The sequence below is a fragment of the Pseudomonas spelaei genome (assembly GCF_009724245.1).
Taxonomy (GTDB): Bacteria; Pseudomonadota; Gammaproteobacteria; order Pseudomonadales; family Pseudomonadaceae; genus Aquipseudomonas; species Aquipseudomonas spelaei.
Window position 1 is genome coordinate 116,683 of the sequence record NZ_WNNK01000013.1, and the last position, 16,967, is coordinate 133,649.

Annotated in this window: 14 protein-coding genes and 1 other RNA gene; 7 read left to right on the forward strand and 8 right to left on the reverse strand. The window is 57.5% G+C overall.

Going from position 1 to position 16,967, the window contains the following annotated elements:
• Positions 1-241 precede the first annotated feature (241 nt).
• The 5 genes from GNF76_RS16540 to GNF76_RS16560 form a co-directional block, all read right to left on the reverse strand.
• Entirely contained in the window at positions 242-1,498 is a 1,257-nt protein-coding gene (locus GNF76_RS16540) for an integrase domain-containing protein (RefSeq protein WP_155584211.1), read from the reverse strand.
• Positions 1,499-1,683: 185 nt separating this feature from the next.
• Positions 1,684-2,081, reverse strand: a transfer-messenger RNA (tmRNA) gene (gene ssrA, locus GNF76_RS16545).
• Positions 2,082-2,183: 102 nt separating this feature from the next.
• Positions 2,184-2,468, reverse strand: coding sequence for a hypothetical protein (locus tag GNF76_RS16550; RefSeq protein ID WP_155584212.1), 285 nt, complete (start codon positions 2,466-2,468; stop codon positions 2,184-2,186).
• Positions 2,469-2,604: 136 nt separating this feature from the next.
• Positions 2,605-5,415 (reverse strand): FAD-binding and (Fe-S)-binding domain-containing protein, encoded by a 2,811-nt coding sequence (locus GNF76_RS16555; protein ID WP_155584213.1) that lies wholly within the window; start codon positions 5,413-5,415, stop codon positions 2,605-2,607.
• 70 nt (positions 5,416-5,485) lie between these two features.
• Positions 5,486-7,180, reverse strand: a complete 1,695-nt coding sequence (locus GNF76_RS16560) for a lactate permease LctP family transporter (RefSeq protein WP_155584214.1) — start codon at positions 7,178-7,180, stop codon at positions 5,486-5,488.
• A 260-nt stretch (positions 7,181-7,440) separates the two neighbouring features.
• Between GNF76_RS16560 and GNF76_RS16565 the strand changes: the two genes are divergently transcribed.
• Entirely contained in the window at positions 7,441-8,208 is a 768-nt protein-coding gene (locus tag GNF76_RS16565) for an FCD domain-containing protein (protein WP_155584215.1), read from the forward strand.
• A gap of 42 nt (positions 8,209-8,250) precedes the next feature.
• Here the strand turns inward: GNF76_RS16565 and smpB are convergent, their stop codons facing one another.
• Positions 8,251-8,733, reverse strand: coding sequence for an SsrA-binding protein SmpB (smpB, locus tag GNF76_RS16570; RefSeq protein WP_003235073.1), 483 nt, complete (start codon positions 8,731-8,733; stop codon positions 8,251-8,253).
• A 118-nt stretch (positions 8,734-8,851) separates the two neighbouring features.
• Between smpB and GNF76_RS16575 the strand changes: the two genes are divergently transcribed.
• The 3 genes from GNF76_RS16575 to GNF76_RS16585 are packed head-to-tail and all read left to right on the forward strand — an operon-like array spanning position 8,852 to position 11,004.
• Positions 8,852-10,255: a sodium-dependent transporter gene (locus tag GNF76_RS16575; RefSeq protein WP_155584216.1), complete on the forward strand. Its 1,404-nt coding sequence runs from the start codon at positions 8,852-8,854 to the stop codon at positions 10,253-10,255.
• Between the two features lie 7 nt (positions 10,256-10,262).
• The gene (locus tag GNF76_RS16580; protein ID WP_155584217.1) at positions 10,263-10,697 is read left to right on the forward strand and encodes a type II toxin-antitoxin system RatA family toxin; all 435 of its coding nucleotides are present in this window, start codon (positions 10,263-10,265) and stop codon (positions 10,695-10,697) included.
• Positions 10,690-11,004: an RnfH family protein gene (locus GNF76_RS16585; protein WP_155584218.1), complete on the forward strand. Its 315-nt coding sequence runs from the start codon at positions 10,690-10,692 to the stop codon at positions 11,002-11,004. The genes GNF76_RS16580 and GNF76_RS16585 overlap by 8 nt, the downstream gene beginning before the upstream one ends.
• Before the next feature lie 64 nt (positions 11,005-11,068).
• On the opposite strand, the gene GNF76_RS16590 is transcribed toward GNF76_RS16585, so the two are convergent.
• Entirely contained in the window at positions 11,069-11,596 is a 528-nt protein-coding gene (locus tag GNF76_RS16590; RefSeq protein ID WP_155584219.1) for an outer membrane protein assembly factor BamE, read from the reverse strand.
• 98 nt (positions 11,597-11,694) lie between these two features.
• Here GNF76_RS16590 and fur point away from each other — a divergent pair, with 98 nt between their 5' ends.
• Positions 11,695-12,099 carry a ferric iron uptake transcriptional regulator gene (gene fur, locus GNF76_RS16595; RefSeq protein WP_010174299.1) on the forward strand — a complete coding sequence of 135 codons (405 nt, stop codon included), beginning with the start codon at positions 11,695-11,697 and terminating at the stop codon, positions 12,097-12,099.
• 96 nt (positions 12,100-12,195) lie between these two features.
• On the opposite strand, the gene recN is transcribed toward fur, so the two are convergent.
• Complete coding sequence (gene recN / locus GNF76_RS16600) at positions 12,196-13,869, reverse strand: DNA repair protein RecN (protein WP_155584220.1); 1,674 nt, start codon at positions 13,867-13,869, stop codon at positions 12,196-12,198.
• Positions 13,870-14,122: 253 nt separating this feature from the next.
• Here recN and grpE point away from each other — a divergent pair, with 253 nt between their 5' ends.
• Positions 14,123-14,692: a nucleotide exchange factor GrpE gene (gene grpE, locus GNF76_RS16605; RefSeq protein WP_155584221.1), complete on the forward strand. Its 570-nt coding sequence runs from the start codon at positions 14,123-14,125 to the stop codon at positions 14,690-14,692.
• Positions 14,693-14,793: 101 nt separating this feature from the next.
• Entirely contained in the window at positions 14,794-16,710 is a 1,917-nt protein-coding gene (gene dnaK / locus GNF76_RS16610) for a molecular chaperone DnaK (protein WP_155584222.1), read from the forward strand.
• Positions 16,711-16,967 lie beyond the last annotated feature (257 nt).

Below are 16,967 nucleotides of genomic sequence, written 5' to 3' on the forward strand. Positions count from 1 at the left end.
TTCTAAACCTTCGGCAATCCTGAGATATCCCGGATATTACCGAAAGCAAGCATGAGTGGGCTAAAGCATTGCAAGGCGCTCTATCTCTACTCACGATTGTCATGAGTGGACTACTGAACGGCCGCTTTAGTAGGCACTTTAACGGGCCGCTTTGGCTGTTAGCCTTCGGTCACTGGCTGCTGCTTAGGGGCGATCGTTGCCCTCAGTAAAGGACAGCGTTGGGGTCGAGGTCGCCTTAGGGTCATCGTATCGAAACGACCTTTTTATCTCGATTTTCTCTGATAGCTGATACAGACAAGTTTCCGGTTGCTGCTTCCTGGATATGGTTGCTCCACCAAGCCATCATCGGGCGTCGGCGCTCGATGTAATCCGCCCGGTTATAGGCGCTGCGAACCTCGTCTTTATCGACGTGGGCAAGCGCTACCTCGATCAGCTCTGGCTCCCAGCCGTGTTCGTTGAGGATAGTACTGGCCATGGAGCGCAAACCATGACTCACCAATCTACCGTCAAATCCCATACGTTTCAGGGCCATATTTGCCGTCTGACTGTTGGAATGATCCCGTGGGTCTCTGTCGGCTGGGAACACGTATTCTCTGTGGCCGCTGTAGGGCTTGATCGTCTCTAGCAGAGCAAGTGCGTGTTCGGTCAGCGGTATGACGTGAGCGCGTCGCTTCTTCATACGCTCCGCTGGAATCGTCCAGGTTTTCTTGTCGAGGTCGATGTCAGCCCAGGAAGTCGTCGCGGCTTCTGCAGGGCGGGTCATGGTGTGAAGTTGCCATTCGATCAGGCAGCGCGTTGTTCTTTTTATGCTCGCATTGGCAATGGCGACCATCAGTTCTGGCAGCTCTTCAGGGCGAAGAGCTGCCATGTTCTGCTTTTTCGGCTTTTTGAAAACAGCTCGGATGCCGCTGAGCGGATTGGCAAAGATCATTCCCGAGTTCACGCCGTAGGTCATGATCTCGTTGAGTCGTTGGGTCAGTCGCTTCACTGTCTCCAGACTGCCCTTCATTTCCAGAGGGCGCAGCAGCTCGATAACCATAGGGGCATTGATCTGCGAGATAGGTGTTGTTCCCAGTGATGGGAAGACATGCAGTGTGAGCGAGCGCCAGATGTCCTCGGCATAAGCCTGAGTGACAGAATCCTTTTTCAGTTCAAACCAGGCAGACGCCACGTTCTCGAATGTGTGCTCAGTTGCCTGTCTTTTTGTCTGCTCCAACTCGCTACGTTGTTCTTTAGGGTCGATGCCTTGGGCGAGAAGCTCTCTGGCTTCGACCGTTTTTTTCCTGGCTTGCGCGAGCGAGAGTTCTGGATAGGTGCCGAGGCCCATATTGATGCGATTTTTTGTAATCGGCTGCCGGTAGTTGAAGTTCCAGAGCGTAGAGCCATTGACCCTCACGCGCAGCTGTAAGCCGTCTCCATCGCTGAGGACGTAGTCCTTGTCTTTCGGCTTTACCGCTTTGAGCTGGCGGTCAGAGAGGCGGGTGGCTTGGGCGCACATGAGGTGTTCCATGACATCAATTGGTATTCCAAAAATTACCACCGAAGGGCTTGGAATACCATCTGGAATACCCGACAACGTGGATTGTGTCGGACGTCTCTGGACGCTAATAGACCCTAAGGCCTTGATTTTGCTGGATTTCAGGCACAAAAAAAGACGTCCGTGGACGTCTTTAGATGTAAAGTTGGTGGAGCCGGGGGGATTTGAACCCCCGTCCGCCAGTACTCCGCTGTCGGTACTACATGCGTAGCCGTTTCTATTAAGTTAACCCTCAGCGACCCGAAGGGCAGGGTGCTTTGGGCGAGTTGTGTAAGTTTTAGCCGCTTCGTCCACAACGTACTGCACGGCGATTCTGTTCTATATGACAATCACTTTGGGTTTACAGACATCCCCTGGTGATTGCTGGACCCGAAGGTACCAGAAGCTCAGGATCTAAAGCTGCTTACGCAGCGAGAGAGAATTCCTGGCCGTAGGTTTCGTCATTGGCAACTATAAGAAGTTGCAACAGTGGATTTACGAGTTCTGTTACCAACTCGGCATGCACCTAAAGTTTCGCGACCGGCGTCGAATCCTAAACGGCCCCGTGCTTGTTGCTCGGTGTTTCAAGGTGAGCGACAAGCCTGTGCAGTGTACGCCAAACGGTCACAGAAGGCCAACCCGAAGGTTGGCCTTGAGCGGTTGCAGGCTATTGGTTGCCGCCTTTGTCGCTGTCCTGCAGGTCTTGCAGGGCTTTGGAGGTGATCTCGATGCATGTCTTGTCATCACCCGCGGCATGGGCTGCCTTGGCTTGGGAGACGGCGGTGTCTATTTCGCCGCTTTTGCCGCTGGTGTCGGTCGCGAGCAAGGCTTTCCCGTTGTTGATTCTGTCCAGGTTGATTTGGCACAGATCGTCTGTTTTTCCGGCTGCAAATGCGGGGGATGCGAGCATCGCAGCGGTAATGAACAAGCCAGCAAGAGCGGAACGCTTCATGAGTATCTCCTTGTGCAAAGAGGGCTCGATGCTGCGCGGTGGTTGCGGGCAGCCGGCGAGGTCACGATCAGCCCGGTTCATCAAGGCTTATGCAGATGACTACACCGGCGCGCAGGGGTTCTGTCGGGTGGTTGAATTAGTGGGTGCGAGCCTGGGTGACGCGATCCACCAGATACACCAACCCGTGATAATCAATCCCACCGTGCTGGCTCAGGCCGATCTCACAGGTACGGCTGGTGGAGATGCCTTCGCTGCAGTGTTGCACGGCGTCTTTCAGCGAGCGCAATGAGTGGGCATTCAGCTCCGGCGTGGTGAAGCCTTTGTCACCGGCAAAACCACAGCAGTGGATACCTTCGGGGATTACCACGTTGTGGCTGCATTGTCGGGCCAGGTCGATCAGGGCCTGGCTTTCTCCCAGGTGCTGGGTGCTGCAGGTGACATGCACGGCGATGGGCGCTTCCTGGGGCGTGAAGTCGAGGCGGTCCATCAGGTGGGTGCGGATAAACCGTACCGGGTCGTAGAGATCCAGGCGGGTTTCGCCCAGGTCTTGCATCAGGCGCAGGGTGCAGGGGCTGGTGTCGCAATAGATCGGGTCGAGACCGCCACGGCTGGCGTGGAGCAGGGCGCCGATCAGTTCCTGGCGCTTGTGTTCGGCTTGTTCGACGTAGCCTTTGGAGGCGAACGGTTGGCCGCAGCACAGGCTGTCCTGATTGTCGGGGAAGACGACTTGATAGCCGGCCTTTTCCAGCAGGCCACGGGTTTTGTCGTACAGCGACATTTGTTCTTTGTCGCCCGCCGACGGTCCCATCGCCCGTGATACGCAGGCCGCCAGGTACACGACGCGTGGCCGCTCATCGCTGATGGCAGGGCTGAAGCGAATGGCCTTTTCCGGTTGCGGCATGGCGTTGGTCCATTGGGGGATTTGGCCCTTGGACAGTTTTGTCATTGTTGCGGAAAGCTTTGCCAGTCTTGGTGCACCTAACAGCATCCGCGCACCATTGGCGACGTGCAGGGTGAAGCGGGCACCTTGCAGGGCCGTAGCGAAGTGTGTCGCCAGCCAGTTGGCCGTTTTCGTGCGGTTGGCGTCGCGGCTGCGCAGTTTTTTCACCAGGTCGCCGGTGTTGATGCCTACGGGGCAACGTTGGGCGCACAAGCCGGTTGCGGCGCAGGTTTCGATACCCTGGTAGTGGTAAGCGGTTTCCAGTTCGGTGGTGTCGACGCCCGTACGTTTTTTGGCCTGGATGTCGCGCCAGATCACGATGCGCTGGCGTGGGCTCAAGGTCAGGCCTTTTGACGGGCAGACCGGCTCACAAAAGCCGCACTCGATGCACTTATCTACAAGCTCATCGGCGGCGGGCAGGGGCTTGAGGTGTTTCAGGTGGATCTGCGGGTCTTCGCTGAGCACCACGTCCGGGTTGAGAATGCCGTGGGGGTCCAGCAGGCGCTTGAGCTGCCACATCAATTGGTAGGCATCGCTGCCCCATTCCAGCTCGACGAAAGGCGCCATATTGCGGCCGGTGCCGTGCTCGGCTTTCAGTGAGCCACCGAACTCCACCGCCACCAACTGTGCGACGTCGTCCATGAACGCCTGGTAGCGTGCGACTTCTTCAGCGCTGTTGAAGCCTTGGGTGAAGACAAAGTGCAGATTGCCTTCCAGGGCATGTCCGAAAAGGATGGCTTCGTCGTAGTGATGTTTGTCGAACAGTTCGATCAAGCGGTTAACGCCGATGGCCAGTTGTTCGACCGGGAAGGTGACGTCTTCGATGATCACCGTGGTGCCGGTTTTGCGCACCGCGCCGACGGCGGGGAATGTGTCCTTGCGGATTGCCCACAGGCGGGCGTTTTCCACGGGGTCTTCGGTGAAGTCGACTTGCTTCTCCACCGGGAAACCGGCCAGTGACGCCATGATCAGCGCCAGTTGCTTATGGAGCAACGTGGGCGACGCAGCGCGGGACTCGATCAACAATGCGCAGGCATTTTCCGACAGGTGTTGTACGAATGCAGGCATGCCAGGCTTGTCCTGCACCGAACGCATGCTGCGTCGGTCCAGCAGTTCGACCGCCGAGACTGGCTGGGTTTTCAGGACTGTCACTGCGTTGCAGCAGGTTTCTACATCGGGGAACACAATCAGGGCTGACGCTTTGTTGGGATGATCGATCACCGTGTCGTAGGTCACTGCACTGATAAAGCCCAGGGTGCCTTCGGAGCCCACCAGCAAATGGCTGAGGATATCCAGCGGCTCGTCGAAATCCACCAGGGCATTGAGTGACAGACCGGTGGTATTTTTCAGACGGTATTTGTGGCGGATTTTTGCAGCCAACTCAGTGTTGGCCCGGGTCTCGCGGCCCAGGGTTGCCAACTGTTCCAGCAGCTCGCCGTGGTGTTGGCGGAAGGCCGAGATGCTGGCGGCATCTTCGGTGTCCAGGCGACTGCCATCGGCGAGTACCAGGCGAATGCCCGCGAGGGTGTGATAGGTGTTTTGCGCGGTGCCGCAGCACATTCCGCTGGCGTTGTTGGCGACGATACCGCCGATCTTGCAGGCATTGATCGACGCCGGGTCCGGGCCAATCTTGCGCCCGAACGGCGCGAGCCAGGCGTTGGCCTGGGCACCGATCACGCCGGGTTGCAGGCGGATTTGCGTACCCTGGCCGCGAATTTCGCGAGCGTTCCAATTGTCGCCCAGCACAATCAGGACCGAGTCGCTGATGGCTTGTCCGGAGAGGCTGGTACCGGCGGCGCGAAAGGTCACCGGCACTCGGTCGCGCTGCGCCAGTTGTAGCAGGGCGACCACTTCGTCCTCTGACTCAACGCGGATCACCAATTGTGGGATCAGTCGGTAAAAGCTGGCGTCGGTGCCGAAAGCCAAGGTGGAAAGCGGATCGTCGAAGCGTCGACTTTTCGGGATCAACTGTGCGACATCAGCAAGAAAAGCAGCAGGCAGGCTCATGGGTCCTCCAGGAATAGCGGACGCCGGAATAGTTGTCCGGCGTCGTTGCTTACCCTATTACGTGTAGGTCTCAGTGCACCAGCATGCCGGTGAACCAATAGGCCTGGGCCAAGGTGATCAGCCCGACAATCGTCGCGAAAAACAGGCTGTGCTTGAGGGTGAAGCGGAACAGGTCGGATTCCTTGCCCACCAGGCCGGTCGCGGCGCAGGCCACGGCGATCGATTGTGGGGAAATCATCTTGCCGGTTACGCCACCGCTGGTGTTTGCCGCCACCAACAAGGTGTCGTTGACGCCGATCTGGTGGGCGGTGGTGGCTTGCAAGGAGCTGAACAGGGCGTTGGACGAGGTGTCGGAGCCGGTCAGAAACACCCCCAGCCAACCCAGGAACGGCGAGAAAAACGGAAAGGCTGCACCAGTGCCCGCCAGGACCAGCGCCATGGTCGATGACATGCCGGAGTAGTTGGTGACGAATGCGAACGCCAACACCATGCCGATGGACAGGATCGGCCAACGTAGCTCGTAGAAGGTCTCCTTTAAAGTGGTAAGACCAGTTTTAATGTCAATCTTCAGCACCAGCATCGAGACCAGGGCCGAGAAGAAGATCGCCGTACCGGTCGCGGAAATCGGGTCCAGTTTGAACACGGCTGGAATGGCGGTCGGGTGAGTGACGATGGGCGCGACCTTGATCACCAACTGATCCAGGTGCGGGATCGCAACGTTGAAGACCCAGCTGTACATCGAACCGCCTGCGGCGAACATCGCCTTGAATGGCTTGAGGGTCCAGATAGTGACCAGCACCGTCAGAATCAGGAAGGGCGACCAGGCTTTGAAAATTTCCCCCAGGCTGTAGGGCGAAGCGACGGTGCTGCGAGGCAGGCCGAAACCGCCGGCGCTGGCGGTGACCGCCGCACTGGAGGTTGCCCCGGCAATCTGCGCGCCGGCACTGCGCTTGGGCTGCCAGACTTTCAGGAACAGCGTCAGGGAAATCAGGCTGGCCAGGGCCGAGGTGATGTCCGGCAGTTCCGGTCCGATGAAATTTGACGTGAAGTATTGGGTCACGGCAAAGCTGAAGCCCGCCACCAATGCCGCTGGCCAGGTTTCCTTGACGCCCCGCATGCCATCCATCATGAACACCAGCCAGAAGGGCACGAACATCGACAGCAGCGGCAGTTGGCGGCCGGTCATGGCGCCGATCTTGAACGCATCGATGCCCGTCACTTGGCCGGCAACGATGATCGGAATTCCCAGAGCGCCGAAGGCTACCGGCGCGGTGTTGGCAATCAGGCACAGGCCGGCGGCGTACAGCGGGTTGAAGCCCAGTCCGACCAGCAGCGCGGCGGTAATCGCTACGGGTGCGCCGAAGCCGGCGGCACCTTCCAGGAAGGCGCCGAAGCAAAAGCCGATCAGCAGCACCTGAAGACGTTGGTCGTCGGTAATCGACAATACGGAGCTGCGGATGATTTCGAACTGGCCGCTTTTGACTGTCAGTTTGTAGAGGAATACGGCGGCGACAATGATCCAGGCGATGGGCCACAGGCCGTAGGCAAAGCCATAGCCCGCGGCAGCCAGGGCCATGTCGACGGGCATCTTGAAGGCGAAGATCGCCACCAGGATCGACAGCACCAGCGTGATGCTGCCCGCCACGTGGCCTTTGAGGCGAAACACGGCCAGTGCCAGGAAGAAAAATACGATGGGAATAACGGCGGCCAGTGCGGACAGGCCGAGGCTGCCGAGTGGGCTATAGAGTTGTTGCCAGGTTTGCATATGGGTTGGCCCCTAATTGTTGTTGGTCAGGCACTTTTAGCTGATTTGGATAATTGGTATTACCAATTTACAATCGCTGTTGGCTAGGTTAAGAGCCTTGCAGGGGGCGTGTCAATTTGCCGCTTTCGAAACTTTGGTCGAATGCCGGTGGCGGGTTGACCTGATGGGGCAAATCAAAGGTGCTCTGATAGGTGCTGGCGACGCGGCAATAGGCCAGAATAGGGGGCCTGGCGAGTGGTCGGGATTGTGGAGAATGAGTTATGGGCTTTGATCAGGTGCGTCAGCGCCGTTTGTCTGACGATATTGTCGAGCAGCTTGAGGGCATGATCCTTGAGGGCACGCTGAAGTCGGGCGAGCGCTTGCCGGCTGAGCGCGCGCTGGCCGAGCAGTTCGGTGTGTCCCGCCCGTCGTTGCGTGAAGCCATTCAGAAATTGGCGGCCAAGGGTTTGCTGGTCAGTCGCCAGGGTGGTGGCAACTATGTGGTGGACTCGTTGGGTTCAACCTTCAGTGATCCGCTGCTCCATCTGTTGGAAAATAACCCTGAGGCCCAGCGCGACCTGCTGGAGTTTCGACAGACGCTTGAAGCGTCGTGTGCGTATTACGCGGCGATGCGCGCCACCGAAGTGGATCGTGAGCGGCTGACCGCTGCGTTTGAAGCCTTGCAGGATTGCTACGCGCGGGCGGATGAAGTCAGTCGCGTGGAAGAGGGGGCGGCCGATGCCCGGTTTCACCTGGCGATCGCCGAGGCCAGCCATAACGCCGTGTTGCTGCACACCATTCGTGGCTTGTTCGACCTGCTCAAGCGCAACGTGGTGACCAATATTGGCGGGATGTACCAGCAGCGTACCGAGACCCGGGACATGCTGATCAATCAGCACCGGGATTTGTACCTGGCGATTATCGAGGGGCGAGCGGAGCAGGCGCGGGAAGTTTCAACACGTCACCTGTTGTATGTGCAGGAAGTGCTGGAGGAAGTGCGTCAAGAGGTTCAGCGCATGGCCCGGGCGGAGCGGCGCAAGGGGATATAGGCGAGGGCGCCTGGCACCCTCGTCACACACGTCGGCAGGAAGTCAGTCTTCCTTGCCCTTGTTGCGTACGGCACGATGCAGTTCCCGATTGGAGTCGCGCTCGCGCTCGGTGTCACGCTTGTCGTATTCCTTCTTGCCCTTGCCCAGGGCGATCTCGCACTTGACCAGGTGCTTGCTCCAGTACCACGACAGGCAGATGCAGGCATACCCTTTTTGTTGCACGGCCGCGGCGAGCTTTTCCAGTTCGCGGGCATTGAGCAGCAGCTTGCGCGTACGCACCGGGTCGGCAATGACGTGGGTGCTGGCGGTGGTCAGCGGCGTGATGTGACTGCCGAGCAGCCAGGCTTCACCGTCTTTGAGCAGCACGTAGCTGTCGACCAGTTGCAGCTTGCTTGCCCGCAGACTCTTTACTTCCCAGCCGGCCAGGACCAAGCCAGCCTCGAAACGATGTTCGATGAAGTAGTCGTGTCGCGCCTTCTTGTTTTGCGCGATGGTCCCTGTTGGGTGTTTCTTTTGTTTAGCCATAGGGGCGGCATTATAGGCAGTTGCGAGCGTGTCGGCTACGGTCAACCTGCGTGCTTGAGCGTGTTGTTTGAATCCCGGACAATGCGCGCTCTTTTTTGATCGGTTGGGCGTGTTAACGATGTCGACGGACAAGGTTTCTGTCCACGGAGGGTGGGCGAGCCGCTGGGTCTTCGTACTCGCTGCCACCGGTTCTGCGGTAGGGTTGGGAAGTATCTGGAAGTTTCCCTACATGGTGGGAATGTACGGCGGCGGGGCGTTTGTCCTGGTGTTTCTGGCGTGCATCGCACTCATCGGCCTGCCAGTCATGTTGGCCGAGACCCTGATTGGCCGGCGTGCGCGGCAAAGCCCGGCGAACGCCTTGAAGGTACTCGCCCTGGAAGCGGGGCATTCTGCGCGTTGGTCCTGGTGGGCCTTTGCCGGAATGATCACGGCGTTGTTGATCCTGTCTTTTTATAGCGTGGTCGGTGGCTGGTCCCTGGACTACATCATCGATATGGGGCACGGCGATTTTCAGGGGGTAACGTCCGACCAGGTCGGGGCGTATTTCGGCAAGGTCGTAGCGGATCCTTGGCGCCTGACATTCTGGCACACACTCTTCATGGTGCTTTCTGCCGTGGTGATCGCCCGGGGCGTAGTGGCCGGGTTGGAGCGCAGTTTACGGATCATGATGCCGTTGTTGTTCGTGATGTTGCTGGTGCTGCTGGGCTACAGCATGACCACCGGGCACTTCATGCAGGGGGTGCATTTCATGTTCGACTTCAATTCCGAGCGGTTGCTCGAAGGATTGTTGCCGGCCATGGGGCATGCGTTCTTTTCCCTGAGTGTCGGTGTCGGCTCCATCATGATTTACGGGGCGTATATGCCAAAAGGGGCGTCGCTCTCCGGAACCGTGGTGGGCGTGGCGCTGCTGGATACATTTGTTTCACTGGTGGCGGGGATGGCGTTGTTTCCTATTGTCTTCGCCGCTGGGTTGAGCCCAAGTGAAGGTCCCGGCTTGATGTTTGTCAGCCTGCCATTTGCCTTTGGTAATGTGGCGTTCGGGCAATTGATGGGCGTGGTGTTTTTTGTGCTGGTAGCCATTGCAGCCTGGAGTTCGGCAATCTCTTTGCTGGAGCCGATGGTCGCGTATCTGGTAGAGCGAACAAAGGTTCGTCGTGCCTGGGTTACCTTTTGGCTGGCCTTCAGTTGCTGGTTTGTTGGTTTGGGAACGGTGTTTTCCTTTAACATCTGGCAGCAGGCCAAGTTTTTCGTGAGCGAGGGTGGTGTCTTTCATCTCTACCGGTGGGGTGCCATCAGCGGTCTGGATTTCTTTGGTGTCATTGATTTCTTTACCTCGCGAATCATGTTGCCCTTGGGTGGTTTGTGTTTCGTGGTGTTTGCAGGTTGGGTGATGGGGCGCGAAGCGGTTCGGGATGAGCTGTCGATTCGCAGCCCGGTAATGTTCGCCCTGGCTTTCTTCTTGATGCGCTATATAGCGCCCATCGGCATTCTCGTAGTGTTTGCCGCTCAGCTGTGGAAATAACGCTCACATGACGACGCATATTCAACGTTCGGCCCTGCTGCCCTATCCGGCGCAAGCGCTCTATGACCTGGTCAATGACGTGGCGCGTTATCCGGAATTCCTGCCTTGGTGTTCGTCTGCCGAGGTGCTGGAGAGCAGTGATGAGCACATGCGTGCCAGCCTGGCAGTGGCCAAGGGTGGGCTCAGCCAGCATTTCGTCACGCGAAATACCTTGGTGCCTGGCCAATCGATCGAGATGAATCTGGAGGAGGGGCCGTTTACACAGCTGCACGGTGTTTGGGTATTCAAGCGGCTGAATGACAAAGCCTGCAAGATCAGCCTGGATCTATCGTTTGATTACGCCGGGCCTATTGTCCGTGCGACCCTCGGGCCGCTGTTCAATCAGGCGGCCAATACGCTGGTGGATGCGTTCTGTCAGCGGGCCAAGCAATTGCATGGCTGAGTCATGGGTCGAGATCGAAGTGGTGTATGCCGCTGTGGATCGTCAGGTGCTGCTTGCGCTGTCCGTTGCGCCGGGCTCCAGCCTGAGGGCTGCAGTGCTGGGATCGGCGATTGCTGCACAGTTTCCGGAGCTGGACTTGGCCGCTTGCCCTTTGGGGATTTTCGGTAAGGTTGTGGCAGACGCCGATGTCCGGGCAGTGCAAGCTGGAGATCGTATCGAGATTTACCGGCCATTACTGGCTGACCCCAAGGAAGTTCGCCGGCTACGTGCTGCCAAGGCCGCCAAGGCGAAACAGCAGAACTCTTGAGTTCATGAAACGGCAGACAACAAAAAGCCCGGCATTACCGGGCTTTTTGTTGAGCGTTGCAAACTTATCGCGGGCTGGCGTCCAGAGGTTCTGGAGTCGGGACCGGAACGGTTTGTACGCCGTCGACGTCTTTCTGGATCTGGTCCAGCAAGGAGCCTGGTTTGGCTGGCTCCTCGGACTTGGGCTTCTCGACGTTCTGCGCAGGCGCAGTGACGTTGGTGCCGTTGTCCTTGCCCATCAAGGCTTCATCACGGCTTACGCCTGGCATGAAGTCACCCGACAGACTGACGAGCTGGTCATTGCCATTGAAGATGACGCTGACGCGCTCCTGTTGGCGTTCACCGCCACCAGGCTGGATGCTATAGAGATAATCCCAGCGATCGGCATGGAATGTGTCGGTCAGCAGGGGGTTACCCATGATAAACCGTACTTGCCGTCGGGTCATTCCCGGGCGTAACTGGTCTATCATGTCCTGCGTGACGACATTGCCCTGCTGGATGTCGATTTTGTAAACCCCGGGGAATGAACAACCGGCGAGTGCGAGCAGTCCCACAAAGGTGAAACTGGTTAGCAAGAGCTTGGTGTTTTGCATCGGTGGGCGACTTCCACTATCTTGGCTGGGACAACGTAAACGCCGATCATACCCGTATTAAGAGAAGCTGCGAAGCAGCATCCGCGAGAAAGCTAACCATGGTTGAAAATAGCGAACTACGCAAAGCCGGTCTTAAAGTGACTCTGCCACGAGTCAAGATTCTACAAATGCTCGATTCTGCTGAGCAGCGCCATATGAGTGCCGAGGATGTATACAAGGCACTCATGGAGTCTAACGAGGACGTCGGCCTGGCCACGGTTTACCGTGTACTGACCCAGTTTGAAGCCGCAGGACTGGTGGTTCGTCATAATTTCGACGGCGGTCATGCAGTGTTCGAACTGGCCGATAGCGGCCACCACGACCATATGGTCGACGTGGAAACTGGCGAGGTTGTTGAATTCGTCAGCCCTGAAATCGAGAAGCTGCAGAAGGCTATCGCCGAAGAGCACGGGGTCGAATTGGTGGATCACAATTTGGTTCTGTACATACGTAAGAAAAAGTAAGAAAGCTACGCAGATTCGCTCTGCGAAACGATCGAAGGCGACCTTAGGGTCGCCTTCGTGCTTTCTATTGATAGGAAATTGTCAGCGAATGGTGGCTCAGACCTTCGCGGTAACCACCATTTTCTTCGCATGAGCCAAGGACTCCTTGGTCAGGTCGATACCGCCCAGCATGCGTGCCACCTCTTCAATCCTTTCGGTCTTGTTCAGCTTGGACACTGCCGTATGGGTTGCATCGCTGCCTCGAACCTTATGCACAAACAGGTGCTGATGCCCCTGTGCGGCCACCTGTGGCAAGTGGGTGACGGTTAGCACTTGTCCACGCTCCCCCAGGCGGCGCAACAGTTGACCCACAATTTCCGCCGTTGGGCCGCCAATGCCTACGTCCACCTCGTCGAATACCAGCGTTGGTACCCGTGAGGTCTGGGCGGTAATGACCTGGATCGCCAGGCTGATCCGCGACAGCTCGCCGCCGGAGGCTACTTTTGCCAATGCCTTGAGTGGTTGGCCTGGGTTGGCGCTGACCAGCAGTTCAACGTGCTCCAGGCCATTGGGTAGTAGTTCATTGCTGCTGTTGGGATGCAGCTCGATGGTGAAACGCCCGCCCGGCATGCCCAGCCGCTGGATTTCCTGTTCCACGGCGCTGGCCAGGCCGGTCGCTGCTTGTTGGCGCAGATCGCTTAGCTGGCGAGCCTTCTCCTGATAATGGCGGGCAAAGGAGGCCAGTTCCTCACCCAGCCGTTCGATGGATTCGTCGTTGGCATTCAGGGTTTCGATTTCATCCAGCAGCTTTTGCTGCATTGTTGCGACTTCGGTCGGCTGGATACGGTGTTTGCGTGCCAGGGTATAGATGGTGTCCAGGCGCTCTTCTATCTCTTGCAGGCGCGCCGGATCGGCATCGAAGTGGTCAAGGAACCGATTCAGCTCACCAACCGCTTCTTCTACTTGGATCTGTGCACTGGTCAGCAGGGTAGTGGCTTCATTTAGCGAACCTGAGGCGTTATTCACGCTGGACAGGCGATTGAGGCTGGCAGTCAGGGCGTTGAGTACATTGCCGGAATCACTTTCGCTGCACTGTTCCACCACCTGGCGGCAAATACCCAGCAGGGTTTCAGCATTGGTCAGGTTCTTGTGTTCCTGCTCCAGTTGCTCCAGTTCGGTCTCGCCCAGCCCCAGGCTTTCCAGTTCTTCCAACTGGTAGCTGAGCAGTTGGTGGCGGGCGCGCTGCTCGTCGCCGGAGTTGGAAAGGCGCTCCAGCTCCTGGCGGGTTTGGCGCCAGCGCTGCGCGGCCAGTTGCACCTGGCGCGCAAGGTCGGTGGCACCGGCGTATTCATCGAGCAGGCGGCGATGAGTGTCGGTTTTCAGCAGGGACTGGTGTTCATGCTGGCTGTGGATGTCGATCAGCAACTCGCCCAGGGATTTCAGGTCGCCAAGGGGGCAGGGTGTGCCATTGATATAGCCGCGCGACCGGCCTTCAGCAGTGATGACGCGGCGCAGGATGCACGGGCCGTCATTATTAAGGTCGCGCTCGGCAAGCCAGGTCTCGGCTTCAGGGATGTCTGCGAGGTCGAAGGTCGCGAGAATGTCGGCCTTGTCGGCGCCGGGGCGAACGACCCCGTTGTCGGCGCGATCACCCAGGGTCAGGCCGAGGGCGTCGAGCATGATCGACTTGCCGGCGCCGGTTTCGCCTGTGATTACGCTCATCCCGCGATCCAGCTCAAGATCCAGATGTTCGACGATGGCGTAGTTATGTACGGACAGGTGCACCAGCATGACGGCCGCTCCCAGGCTTTAGGTCTGGTTATTTATACAGTGTTTTGTTTGAGGCTGACAATCCTGATGCTTAGCTCGATTTGCTTGATCTGCTTGTTTTTTTAGCGCGAAGAGGAATGAAGCATGGGAATTGATCTGAGGCAGGTGAAAGACTTTTGGTAACGCTCGCGCCCTTGAACCTGAAAATTGTGGCCCCATATACCGGAACAGAAGCGCGAGTCGAGTTCGCGCATGATTTTGAAAGGAGAAATCTATGGCTGACGAACAGACGCAGGATACGCAAAATCCAGACGCCAATCAGGCCTCGCCAGCAGCAGGTGAAGACCTGGTGGCTCGTGTACAAGTGCTCGAAGAGCAATTGGCCGGCGCGCAGGATCAGGCTTTGCGTGTTGCCGCCGATCTGCAGAACGTCCGCCGCCGCGCCGAGCAGGATGTAGAAAAAGCCCACAAATTTGCGCTGGAAAAGTTTGCCGGTGATCTGTTACCGATCATCGACAGCCTGGAGCGTGGCCTTGAGTTGTCCAACCCGGACGACGAAAACATCCGCCCAATGCGCGAAGGGATTGAGCTGACGCTGAAAATGTTCCAGGACACCCTGAAGCGTTATCAGTTGGAAGCTATTGATCCACAAGGCGGCGAGCCGTTCAACGCCGAGCATCACCAGGCGATGGCGATGCAGGAAAGCGCTGATCTTGAGCCGAACAGCGTGCTGAAAGTGTTTCAGAAGGGGTATCAGCTCAATGGTCGCTTGTTGCGTCCGGCGATGGTGGTGGTGAGCAAGGCTCCTGTAGCTGTCGCACCTTCGATTGACGAGCAGGCTTGAAATCGGTCGCAAGGCCCCCATCTATAAGTCAAGCGTTTAAGTGCTACCGCAGTTAGCCACGACTACTGCGGCAACAAAATCCAAGTTTCGGGAGAGTTAACATGGGCAAAATTATCGGTATCGACCTGGGGACTACCAACTCCTGCGTCTCCGTGCTGGAAAACGGCGTAGCCAAAGTTATTGAAAACGCTGAAGGCGCGCGCACCACGCCGTCCATCGTGGCTTATGCCAACGACGGCGAAATCCTGGTGGGCCAGTCCGCCAAGCGTCAAGCTGTGACCAATCCGCATAACACCCTGTACGCGGTGAAGCGTCTGATCGGTCGTAAGTTCGACGAAGAAGTCGTACAGAAAGACATCAAGATGGTCCCTTACAAAATCGCCAAGGCTGACAACGGTGACGCCTGGGTTGAAGTAAACGGCCAGAAAATGTCGCCGCCGCAAATCTCGGCTGAAATCTTGAAAAAGATGAAGAAAACGGCCGAAGATTACCTCGGTGAAGCAGTGACCGAGGCGGTGATCACCGTTCCGGCCTACTTCAACGACAGCCAGCGTCAGGCAACCAAAGACGCCGGCCGTATTGCTGGTCTGGACGTGAAACGTATCATCAACGAACCTACCGCAGCCGCTCTGGCCTACGGTATGGACAAGGCCAAGGGCGACCACACTGTGATCGTTTACGACCTGGGTGGCGGTACTTTCGACGTTTCCGTGATCGAAATCGCTGAAGTTGATGGCGAGCACCAGTTCGAAGTGTTGGCCACCAACGGTGACACCTTCCTGGGCGGTGAAGACTTTGACATTCGTCTGATCGACTACCTCGTTGACGAATTCAAGAAAGAAAGCGGCATGAACCTCAAAGGTGACCCGCTGGCGATGCAGCGCCTGAAAGAAGCTGCTGAGAAAGCCAAGATCGAACTGTCTTCGAGCAATTCGACCGACGTGAACCTGCCGTACATCACTGCAGACGCTACCGGTCCTAAGCACTTGAACGTGAAAATCTCCCGCGCCAAGCTGGAAGCGCTGGTAGAAGACCTGGTTCAACGCACCATCGAGCCTTGCCGTATTGCGCTGAAAGACTCGGGTATCGACGTTGGTGCGATCAACGACGTGATCCTGGTAGGCGGTCAGACCCGTATGCCACTGGTTCAGAAGTTGGTCACCGAGTTCTTCGGTAAAGAAGCGCGCAAAGACGTGAACCCGGACGAAGCCGTTGCCATGGGCGCTGCTATCCAGGGCGCGGTATTGGCCGGTGACGTGAAGGACGTGCTGCTGCTGGACGTAAGCCCGCTGACCCTGGGTATCGAAACCATGGGCGGCGTGATGACCGCGCTGATCGAGAAAAACACCACGATTCCTACCAAGAAATCGCAAGTGTTCTCGACGGCTGACGACAACCAGGGTGCTGTGACCATTCACGTGCTGCAAGGTGAGCGTAAGCAAGCCGGTCAGAACAAGTCCCTGGGCAAGTTCGACCTGGCCGAGATTCCACCAGCACCACGTGGCGTGCCACAAATTGAAGTGACCTTCGACATCGACGCCAACGGTATCCTGCACGTAGGCGCCAAAGACAAGGCTACTGGCAAGACTCAGTCGATCGTGATCAAGGCTAACTCGGGTCTGTCCGAGGAAGAAATTCAGCAGATGATCCGTGATGCTGAAGCCAACGCTGACGAAGATCGCAAGTTCGAAGAGCTGGCCGCTGCCCGTAACCAGGGTGATGCACTGGTTCACTCGACCCGCAAAATGGTCGCGGATGCTGGCGACAAAGTGACTGCCGAAGAGAAAACTGCAATCGAAGCAGCAGTAGTTGCCCTGGAAGCCGCGGTTAAAGGCGACGACAAGGCCGCTATCGAAGCCAAGGTTGAAGAACTGTCGAAAGTCTCCGCGCCAGTGGCTCAGAAAATGTATGCCGAACAAGGCCAGCCAGCTGAAGGCGCTGCCCACCAGGCAGAACCAGAAGCCAAGCACGACGACGTTGTTGATGCCGAGTTCGAAGAAGTCAAAGACCACAAGTAACTTGGTCGCCCGGTTGACCGCTATCAAGCGGTGACTGGTAGGATGTCGCCGCGCGGGAGCTTGCTCCCGCGTTGGCGTGTCTGGGGTACGCGAATTTTTACAGCATGCGACAACGCTCGGATGCTGGCGGTGTGATCGGGAATGCTCCTGCTTTCCGGGCGATAATCACCGTGTTTTTGGCCGGTCTTCGGCTGAAAACGGTAACGACCAGGATCGTTGAATTGACGTGAGTTGGGTCCGGGCCTGTATTGGGGCTC